Annotated in this window: 8 protein-coding genes; 1 reads left to right on the plus strand and 7 read right to left on the minus strand. The window is 54.8% G+C overall.

All coding sequences use genetic code 11. The features are described from left to right. The first annotated feature begins 104 nt into the window (after window positions 1-104). Window positions 105-1,238, plus strand: a complete 1,134-nt coding sequence (locus Q8R10_RS14325) for a hypothetical protein (protein WP_305654519.1) — start codon at window positions 105-107, stop codon at window positions 1,236-1,238. Between the two features lie 361 nt (window positions 1,239-1,599). Here Q8R10_RS14325 and Q8R10_RS14330 read toward each other — a convergent pair whose 3' ends face one another. The 7 genes from Q8R10_RS14330 to Q8R10_RS14360 all read right to left on the minus strand — a co-directional run. Then, window positions 1,600-3,051: a hypothetical protein gene (locus Q8R10_RS14330; protein ID WP_305654520.1), complete on the minus strand. Its 1,452-nt coding sequence runs from the start codon at window positions 3,049-3,051 to the stop codon at window positions 1,600-1,602. 21 nt (window positions 3,052-3,072) lie between these two features. Beyond that, a complete protein-coding gene (locus Q8R10_RS14335) occupies window positions 3,073-3,906 on the minus strand; it encodes a bifunctional 2-polyprenyl-6-hydroxyphenol methylase/3-demethylubiquinol 3-O-methyltransferase UbiG (protein ID WP_305654521.1) in 834 nt (277 codons plus the stop codon). A 2-nt stretch (window positions 3,907-3,908) separates the two neighbouring features. Then, window positions 3,909-5,090, minus strand: coding sequence for an acyltransferase family protein (locus Q8R10_RS14340; RefSeq protein WP_371133344.1), 1,182 nt, complete (start codon window positions 5,088-5,090; stop codon window positions 3,909-3,911). Between the two features lies 1 nt (window position 5,091). Next, the gene (locus Q8R10_RS14345) at window positions 5,092-5,982 is read right to left on the minus strand and encodes a class I SAM-dependent methyltransferase (RefSeq protein ID WP_305654523.1); all 891 of its coding nucleotides are present in this window, start codon (window positions 5,980-5,982) and stop codon (window positions 5,092-5,094) included. Beyond that, window positions 5,979-7,559, minus strand: coding sequence for a glycosyltransferase (locus tag Q8R10_RS14350; protein WP_305654524.1), 1,581 nt, complete (start codon window positions 7,557-7,559; stop codon window positions 5,979-5,981). Before Q8R10_RS14350 ends, Q8R10_RS14345 begins: the two co-directional genes overlap by 4 nt. Further along, a complete protein-coding gene (locus Q8R10_RS14355) occupies window positions 7,556-9,067 on the minus strand; it encodes a glycosyltransferase (RefSeq protein WP_305654525.1) in 1,512 nt (503 codons plus the stop codon). Before Q8R10_RS14355 ends, Q8R10_RS14350 begins: the two co-directional genes overlap by 4 nt. A 225-nt stretch (window positions 9,068-9,292) precedes the next feature. Then, a partial coding sequence (locus Q8R10_RS14360; RefSeq protein ID WP_305654526.1) for a transposase occupies window positions 9,293-9,509 on the minus strand: 217 nt, incomplete at its 5' end.

Genomic DNA, 9,509 nt, shown 5'->3' on the forward strand with positions numbered 1-9,509 from the left:
ATGAACAAATGACCCTGAAATCCCGTTACCACCATCTATACTTCTGCGTTTCTCGCCGAGCACAGTTACAAACTCGGATCGAATCGACATAACGGCCAGACATCATGAGAAAAAAATTATATTTCAACCTAGCAGTTCTAGCTATAGCTATAGCAGCTCTTATCAATATATTCATCCAGGCAGTTGCCATTCCAGAACTTGGCGATGGGAAGCTCATTGCGCTAATACTTTCAAATCGCGAACTATTTCCTGCCGCGAAGTACTTGGCCGGCATTGAAACACTTCGCGTGGGCTATGCGGCCATTTGGCAATTCCCGCCGATTGCCAGGATATTACCAGGCAGCATTGCAAATCACGCAGGCTTTATACGCATCGCAGGCATCAGCGTCATGGCCTGCACATCGATTTATCTTTTAACAAGATATCCAAGCAAGTATCGGGTACTGCTGGCCGCGACAACACCTATTTGGATATTATTTTCTTTTGGCTACCTAGAATACTATCCATTCATCGCTGGAGGATATTTAGCCCTGCTCTGCTGGCTATTTAATGGGAATTTCGAAGAAAAATCAGAGATACAGATCGGCGTCGTCACCGGCGTACTCCCCCTTATATACTTAGGCTTCGCCCCACTAAGCTTTATTATTCTTTTCACCTACCTGTGGAGGGCGCGAATAGAAATAGTAATGCGCACTCTCGGAGCACTTTTACTTGCTTTCTTTATTGGCCTCAGACTTTTCTGGCCGAAAAGTCTGTCAGACTATTTCACCACTCTCTACCAAGAGCTAAATTTTGGCGACACTAACACCATCTATGAAGGCTATCGCGGACTGGCCGCAAGCGAAACATCCATATTCTTCAACACTGACTATGTTTTTTCTCTCAAACACTTTAAAGAACTTTTCCACATGCTCGGTCTTGGACTCGGCTTGACACCAATAGTAATTTTATTTGTAGCCCTTGCCCTAAGCCGAAAAAATACCTGGTGCCTTTCGAGGAAAAACGTTCTTGCTATACTGATCACGGGGTGGTCGCTGCTCTATTTTGCTTACACCATTCCTAAGCTAGGACCGATTCTTGACGTTGATATGTTTTTTATGACGTACATTACAATCGCCTTTTTTTCCGGCGCAACCCTAGACATAAATCCAAAGCTAAAATCAAACTTTATAATTCCACTTCACTTACTAAGCACTGCATTTTCCTGTGTATGGCTAATGCAAACTGCAACCAAGTAGACCGCGGCAATGCCCCTAAAGGTCGCGGTCAGGAGTTCAAATACGAGCTGTATGCTTATGACTTAAGCTGCTGTCCTTTGCGAGCCATCGTCAAACATAGGTAGTGAGGCACTGCCTGTCTTACAATCTAGCCTAGCGAGCTTAGCTCTAGCACGCGCAGCAAGAAGGGAACAGCGGCAAGGGAATACGCTTGGCCTGAAGCCTGCAGATACCTGGTAGCCGCCTCGTGTGTGAACTTGAATACCGGCAGATAAATCAGGTAGATCCCATAGGACCGCGCGCCCAACCACTGCATAAATCCGCTTAAGGCCAGGTAGCCGAATAGATAACCCTTAGCTGTTCGATTTCGTGGTCCTTGGCGTCACTGCGCATGAACTTGCTCCTTGCGCAGCCGGGTCATAGCGCAACCACTGTCCTGACTTTTGCGCGGATAACCATCCCAGTCATACACAGACAGATATGCCGGAAACATCGTACTGTCGCAAAGCACCCGGTAATCCACGCTGCGCGCGGGAAAAACTTGCGTCACGCTGTGCGCAGAACCCGTCCAGCGCGCACCGGAGCGGGCGAAATCGGCGAAGAAGTACGGTTCAACACCGGAATAACCGAATGAAACGCTAGTGTTTGGCGGTAAGGTTGCAATGAAGACCCGCACCTTGTCGATTTCGCTGGCTGGCAGGAAATCTCGGGACAGCATCGACAGACAGGGCTTGAGCGGGTCGAACTCCGCAGTACTGCGGTTGACGTAGAGGCCAAGCTGATAAAGCAACAGCAACGCGATAACTAAACAAGCACCGCGAGCCATTGGCCTCGCTACTGCGGCGCTGCTTGCCAAGACGCCCAGCAACAGCAGCCAAAAACCGAAGTTGTAGGCGAAGTAATACCACATGTTGTGGCCGTTCAAGGTCATGGCAATAAAAGCCACGCCATACAGCGACAACAGGGCCTCTGCGCCCAGGCGGCGATGCACCATCAGCTGCAAGCAGGGGATCAATAGAACCAGGCCTAGCAGCGTCCAGCCTTCACGCCCGCCCATCACCGGCGCCCCCAGCTTGTAGGCAAACTGGAAGCGCATATCTTGCCAGAAACCATCAATGTGCTTGATCACAAACAAGCCATAGCCCGCCAACGCCAGCGCGGCGATGACCAATGCCAACAGTTCACCCGGACCAATGCTGAGGGTTTCCCGCCGCAGGATCTTCCACAACACCAGCACGCCATAGGGCAACAGGAAGTACACCGCGTTGTAATGTACGGTTGCCCCCAGCAACACCAGCGCCAGACCTAGGGCATATTTGCCACGCAGCGCGGCCAACAGCGAGAACAAGAAGATCAGCGTGTACAGCCCTTCCATTCGCGCAATATTGGCAATCGCCAGCGAATAGGGCGAGAGAAAGGCCACCAGCATCAAAACCAAAGCCAGCATCTGCCGCCAGCCGGTCAACGTGGCGCGGATGATCGCCAGCCCCACGCCGAACGAGCCCAAATACAGGAGAGTGGAAACCCAGCGGGAGATTTCAAAGCTATAGCCGCAGACCTTGTACACCCCGGCGAGCAACAACATGTAGCCCGGCGGCATCCACATCACTACCCGTTCGCTGTTCAGCCCGTAGACAAAGAAACTGCCGCTGCGACTGAACTCAAAAGCCTGTGCAATAAAGGCCGTTTCATCGTTCCAGGGAATGGGAAACTCGAAACTCAGGCCAATACGAACAAATAACACCACCGCGCCCACCAGCATCGCGCAGGCCAGCATCGGCCAATGCAGCCGCGCGAACGCCAAGCCGCGACTCAACTGAAAGACAGAGGGCATCCGGGAGATCCTTTGAAAAACTTATTCAGGTTTGCGCGCAATAATCGCCTGGCTCTTGGGCATGGCGGCGTCGAGGGCCTTTTTAATCCGCGGGCCGTCGGGCATCGACAACAACATGTTCCACGTGTGAGTCCAGCTATCCAGCAGCGGGTGCCAAGGCGGCGAGAGATCCTGTTTGCAGGCCCAGAACAAAAACCACCAGATCGACCAATAAAATCCGTAATCTGCGCGGCGCTCGATGATCAAGCCGGCATCGAGAATCAATTGCTCGAACTCTTCGCGCTGAAATACCCGGATGTGGTTCGGGTGCTCAAAATAGGCTGCCGGCGCCAGCTTCTTCTGCACACTTTCGCCGAGAGGGTCAGGTACGGTCAGCAGGAACTGCGCGCCGGGACGCGCCACCCGCACCAATTCCCGCATGAACTGGGCTGGATCTTCCACATGTTCGAGCACTTCCATGGCGATAATTTTGTTTGCTCGCCCATCCGGTAGCGGGATCGGATTGGCATCGGTAACTAGGGGAATCACCCCCCGCGCCGGCGATTGCTTGAGCATCGCCTCGACCGCTGCAACCTTGTCGGCGTCGATGTCGGCAAAGATCACTTCGGCTCCACGCTCCGCGCAGAACTGGGCGAACGGCCCATCACCGCAGCCGATATCCAATACAGTGTCTTCGGCATTGATTGGGAAGCCCTCAAACAGCTCGCCGCTGTCACGGCGGAACCAGCCACTCAGATAGGCATCGGTCAGCGTCGAGTTGTCGGGTATCGCCAGGGTTTCCTGTGGCGTCGCTATCGGTGAAGGTGCCGGCGCGGTAGGAGTGGAACGCATAAGCCGTTTCAGAAATTGCAGCATGACTAGACCTTAGGAGTAAGTTCGGTGAGGCGATTAGGTACTGCCGCCACGGAGCTGTTATGGCGCCGGGTAAGCGGTTGCAATATCCGCATGGATGCCGCTGCACCGTACTTCCGCAGCGGCGTCTCAAGCAGGCGGAAGTTGAGTTGCGCCAGCACTGTCAACATGACCGTCGCACAAACCAGATAGGCAACGGTAAGTTGTGCTGAGGCGATCTGCTCAGGGTACAGACGATAAAACAGTTCGCGGGTGGCGAGGAAAGCCGGCACGTGGATCAGATAAATGGCATATGAGCGTTCGCCGATCCAGACCAGCAGATACTTGAACCTACTATTGGGTAACAGCAGATCACGATCATAAGAGGCCATCAGAACCAATAGTGCAGACAGTATCGCAATGATGCCGATGGCATAACGAGTCAGCTCTAGACGGCCGCTGAGTAGAGCCATAATGCCGATGCAAGTCAACGCTAATAACAGGCAGCCCCAGCGGCCGAGCGCCGAAAATGCCGACAACGCAGCCGGCCACGAGACCTTATGACTCCAAAGGGCGAGCAGAATACCGAGCGCGAGCGCATCGGTGCGAAACATCATCAGGTAAAGCTGCTGACGGGGCATACATATTTGTATCAGGGCAACGGTCAACAAAGCCCAGCCAAGATGGCGCCTGAACAACACAATCAGGACGGGGAACAGCAGATAGAATTGTTCCTCCAACGACAGGCTCCAGTAGACAAAACTGGCACCGATTTCCCTGACCATAAAATCCTGTGCAAAGCGCACATTTGCATATTGAAAAATACCGGCGAAAGTCGCCTGCAGATTGGCCTCGAAGCCGCCAAATACACCACTGCGATTGAACGCCAGCACCGCCAGTAGCGTCAGCCCCAACCATAGCCAGGCCGAAGGCCATAAGCGCCACATGCGCCGCAACCAGAACGCTAGCATGGTCTTCCAAGCCGTTGCTCTATCGGGCGCACCGAGCAATCGCGGGATCAGGTCGCGGGCGATGACAAAACCGGACACAGCGAAAAACAGATCGACTCCAAAAGTCCCACCGAGGTAGGCATACAGCGTTTCTAGCACCGGCGATGTCCAAGGGAACAAGCTTCCGGCATGCTGAAAAATCACGAACAGTACGGCGACTGCTCGCAATACCTCAATGTCAGCAATACGCCTACTCATCTCAGCCATTTTCCGACTTGCGCGCGATGATCACTTGGCTTTTGGGGAGCAGCTGATCAAGCGCCCGCTTCATCGGTGCAGCTTCAGGCATCTTGATCACCTGATGCCAAAGTTTGGCCCAGTCGTTCAAAATCGGCGGATAGGGCGGCTGTACCACGTCATGCGAGGTGCCTTCCATCTCGCCCCCCGCCTGCTTAGCCACCGACCAATAAAGAAACATCCAGAAGGTCCAGAAGAAACCAAAGCTATCGCGGCGGACAATCTCCAAGCCGGCGTCGGTGACCAAGCGGCCAAACTCTTCACGCTCGAAGATGTGAATGTGATTAGGCCGCTGAAAATAATACCCAGGGGCAAAATTTTTCTGGATGTTTTCCCCCACCGGATCAGGCACGGCCAGCAAATACAAAGCGCCGGGCTGACCAACCCGCACCAATTCGCGCAGGAAGGCCGCAGGATCTTCGACGTGTTCGAGCACCTCCATGGAGATCACCCGCGACATGCTGGCAGCTGCCACCGGCAGCGGAATGCTGTCGGAGACAAAGCCTTCGGCCTTGCGTGCCGGGGTCTGCGCTACTCGGGCTTTGAGCGACTCGATCTTCTCGGCGACCACATCGGTGAACACCACATGAGCACCGCGATTGGCGCTGAACAATGTGGCACCACCGGCACCGCAGCCGACATCCAGCACCGAGTCTGTGGCGCTGATCGCAAAACCTTTGAACAGCTCATCACTCTCGCTTAGATACCAGCCACTCTGCACCGCATCGACCAAGCCGCAGTCACGGGAGTCGACGAAGTCGGGCTGACTGGCGGTTTCCTGCCAGATTTCGTCGGTGGAACGCGGGTCGTTCTCCGCTCCGGTCAGGCGGCGGAATAAATCAAATTGATTCATTGGCTGACGGCCTCATCAATACTCAAGAAATGTCTCAGCTTCTGCGTAGCAACCGCCTGTGAGCAGTGCCCGCGCATGCGTTCGATGGCCGCAGCCGACATTTTGGCGTAGCGCGACGGATCATCTTGCACGCACCGATAGGCCGCACGATAAGCCTCAACCAGCGAAGACCAGTCGATTTGGTGGCGCAGGGTGCGGTAGGCCAGGCGCGGGTCGTGTGACCAGGCGGTGGCGTCCAGCCAACTATCGACAACAAACGCGACTTCTTCATCGATGTAGTCGCACATCGCCGAATGCCGCGGTGCGATTGCCGGCTTGCCACAGGAGAGAAACTCCATCAACGGCAAGCATTGCCCCTCACCGTGAGAGGCGTTGACCACAAAGGCGCTAGCACTGATCAGACTGTCGAATTCGGCCTTGTCGAGGAAGCCCTGCAGTAACACCACTCGGCATTTAAATTTGGGCATCCGCGCCATGCACATCAGCATGTCGTTCAGCGCCGACTGATATTCGTGGTGGCCAAGTTTGAGCACCAGCGTGGCATCTGCAGTGTCCTTGAATGCAGCGCAAAAAGCCGTGAGCATGTCGACCCAGTTCTTGCGGCCGTCGTAAGGATTGAACAGGGCAGTGAACACTACGCCGGACAGCTCAAAGCTGCATTCGCTCAAGACCCACTCAGGTGTTAGCGGCTTAACCCCCGACTTGGGCAGCGAGCTGGGTTCAACCTGATTGAGCGGCTCGAGGCGCTGGTCGTCGGCTTCGAACACCAGTTCTACGGTAGCTGGTGCGGCCAGTGCGGCTAGTTGAGCGGGCGCGGGGCCGGGCAAACCAGGCAGGAGTTCGCGCAACACCCGTAAATACCACTCACCCATATAACGACGGCTAATTTGCAGCCGTGATTGCCGAGGGGCGGCCGGAGTGATGGGCGTGCCTGTCGGGTTTTCTGCTTGGCTGTCCGCTGGCTTAGGCGCCCTTGCTGCCGCGACCGCCTTGGCCACCGCATCAGGCCCAGGCATATAGGGTTCGAGGGCGACATCATGGGTGTCCAATACCACACCAGAGCGCACACGGATGCGTATGCTCTGCTGCAGTGGCAATGCGCTGGTCTGCTCGCGTAGGGATTGGTACTTGTCCCATACCGGCGAAGGGATGGAAATAACCGGGAAGTCTTCGCCCAGTTCGGCTTTTACCGCTTGGACAGTGAGACCCGAATGGCTAATACCCTGACCGCATTTTTGCAGCACATAGCGCCAGTCCTGGCTCAGCTCATCCAGCCAGTGCTCGTTCGGGATACTGCTGAACTCCCAGGCGAATACCGGGAGGGTCGGGCAGCGCAGGCCGAGCGGAGTCTTCTGTGGCGGCGAAAAAGACAGGAACAGACAGCGCTCGCCTGCCGCACAGGCCGCATCGTATAGCGGATCGACCTCCACCTCGGGATGCTCGATGACGTGCACATCGCCCAGCTGCCGCAACACCGGCAAGAAGTCGCGCAGGACGAAGTAGTAGCTGTACTCCGGCAAGCCCAGACTTGCAGCAATTTGCGCTGCGGTAATTTGCGAATAAACCAAAAATTTCATAAGTCCAACTCCCGCGCTGAGCGGGTTTCTTGCGCCGCTGAATTAGCAGTCAAAATCTGTTGCAGGAATGCTGCGAGCGGCTCACTGACATGCTCGATCGAGGCAAAGTCTTGCATCTGCAGGTACGCATGACGCGACATGCGTTGGTAGTGCGCAGGGTTACTGCATGCCACCTGATAGCTGCTGCGGAAGGCTTCCATTAATGACTGCCAATTGAGTCGATACCGATGGGTAAATAGCATCCCCGTGGGGTCGTGCGGCCAGCAGGTCGGCTCCGGCGAACACTTGAGCAGGAACGCCACCCGCTCGTTAAGATAATCAGCCATTGCTGTGTGGTCGGGAGCAATGACCGGCTTGCCGCTCGAAAGAAATTCCATCAATGGCAAGCACAGGCCCTCACCGGACGAGGCATTCACGTAATAACTGCTGGCAGCGATAAGCGCCTGATATTGCTCATCCTCAAGGAAGCCGTGCAGCACCAAGACACGGCAACGAAAGGGCGCCAGACGCGAGAGTAGCGTCATCAGCACCACGCGGTAGTGCTCCAAGTCGTGATGGGTCATCTTCACGATCAGGGTGACATCCTCGGTGTTCTTGAACGCCCAGCAAAACGCGGTGACCAGATCGACCCAGTTTTTACGACCATCCGCCGGATTAAGTACCGTGGTGTAAACGACGCCACTGACACCGATAATACGTGGCTCTGGCTTGGCTTCGAGCGCTAATTGTGACTCGACAAGGGGCGACTCAGGAGGTGGAGGACTGACCTGTTGGGCAGTGGTTTCAGCAGGCTCAAGACGAACTTCGTTCCACCAGCCTTTTAGCAGTGCTGCGCTAAGCCGCCAAGCAGCACCAAGGCTCAAGCTGGGCGCAAGCAAATTCTCAACCGCAGACTTGACCACTGGGCCGGGCTCGGACGGCCCAGCAACAGGCTCGGGTTTGCGCACTAGACCATCGGCAGAGAGCCCCAGGATAGGGCTGTCGATTACTATGCCGGCGAATGGGAATTGCCGCTCAGCAAACTCAATTGGCCAACCCTCCAGAGCACCGAGCTTGGCATAGCGATCCCAGACTGGCGCAGGCAGGGAAATCACCGGGAAACACCCTTGCATTGCGCTATCTACCAGTAGGGCTGTCTCCTTACTGGTAGTGATCGCACCCTGGGTATGGGCGAACACATAGCGCCAGTCATGGCTGGGATCTTGATCCCAAGCCATAAATGGCAGGCTATCGAACTCCCAAGCGAACACCGCAATCGTCGGGCAGGCCAACCCAATAGGTACTTGGTGCGGCGGACTGAAACTCAAAAAAACAACATCCTGCCCTGCGGCGCGATAACCCGCATAAAGCGATTCGATTTCAGCCAGATTTTTAACCTGAATGACCGTACCCACACGTTCAAGCGCCGGAATAAAGTCTTTCATCAAGAAGAAATAGCTGTATTCCGACTTGCCCAGCGCAGCATGGATATCTGCTTGGCCGATTTTTGAACTTATTAGAATTATCATTGGCTTTTTTTAAATCAAAAGGCTGGGGCGAGGTGCACAACAGCAGAAATTGTTTTGGTTTTTTGCTTGCGACCGCTGAGATTACTCACCGCGTCTGCGATTGCGCTGCATTCTACTGGTAGAAACATGAGCAACGACGAGCTTTTGTCCGATTTTTCACCCTATATGCCCTCCAACTTGCAAAAAAATCGACCTCAGGTGTTCTTTCCTAGGGGGCGTTCTCAATCAGGCCAGCCATATGACGACTGATACAAGGCTCAGCATCGACTGGTAGTTTCTTGCCAGTCGCTCATACCTAGTTGCGATACGGCGGTACTGCTTCAGTTTCTGGAAAAAACGCTCCACCAGATTACGTGCCTTGTAGATATGTCGATCCAGCTTTCGAGGCTTCAGACGACTCCCTCTTGAGGGGATGACGGCTTCAGCCCCATTGCGCTGTATC

The sequence above is a fragment of the Pseudomonas sp. genome (assembly GCF_030698175.1).
Lineage (GTDB): Bacteria > Pseudomonadota > Gammaproteobacteria > Pseudomonadales > Pseudomonadaceae > Aquipseudomonas.

Excerpts from the sequence above, each read along its gene's own strand:
- Q8R10_RS14325 (WP_305654519.1), top strand. The coding sequence starts at position 105 with ATGAGAAAAAAATTATATTTCAACCTAGCAGTTCTAGCTATAGCTATA.
- Q8R10_RS14330 (WP_305654520.1), bottom strand. The coding sequence starts at position 3,051 with ATGCCCTCTGTCTTTCAGTTGAGTCGCGGCTTGGCGTTCGCGCGGCTG.
- Q8R10_RS14335 (WP_305654521.1), bottom strand. The coding sequence starts at position 3,906 with ATGCTGCAATTTCTGAAACGGCTTATGCGTTCCACTCCTACCGCGCCG.
- Q8R10_RS14340 (WP_371133344.1), bottom strand. The coding sequence starts at position 5,090 with ATGAGTAGGCGTATTGCTGACATTGAGGTATTGCGAGCAGTCGCCGTA.
- Q8R10_RS14345 (WP_305654523.1), bottom strand. The coding sequence starts at position 5,982 with ATGAATCAATTTGATTTATTCCGCCGCCTGACCGGAGCGGAGAACGAC.
- Q8R10_RS14350 (WP_305654524.1), bottom strand. The coding sequence starts at position 7,559 with ATGAAATTTTTGGTTTATTCGCAAATTACCGCAGCGCAAATTGCTGCA.
- Q8R10_RS14355 (WP_305654525.1), bottom strand. The coding sequence starts at position 9,067 with ATGATAATTCTAATAAGTTCAAAAATCGGCCAAGCAGATATCCATGCT.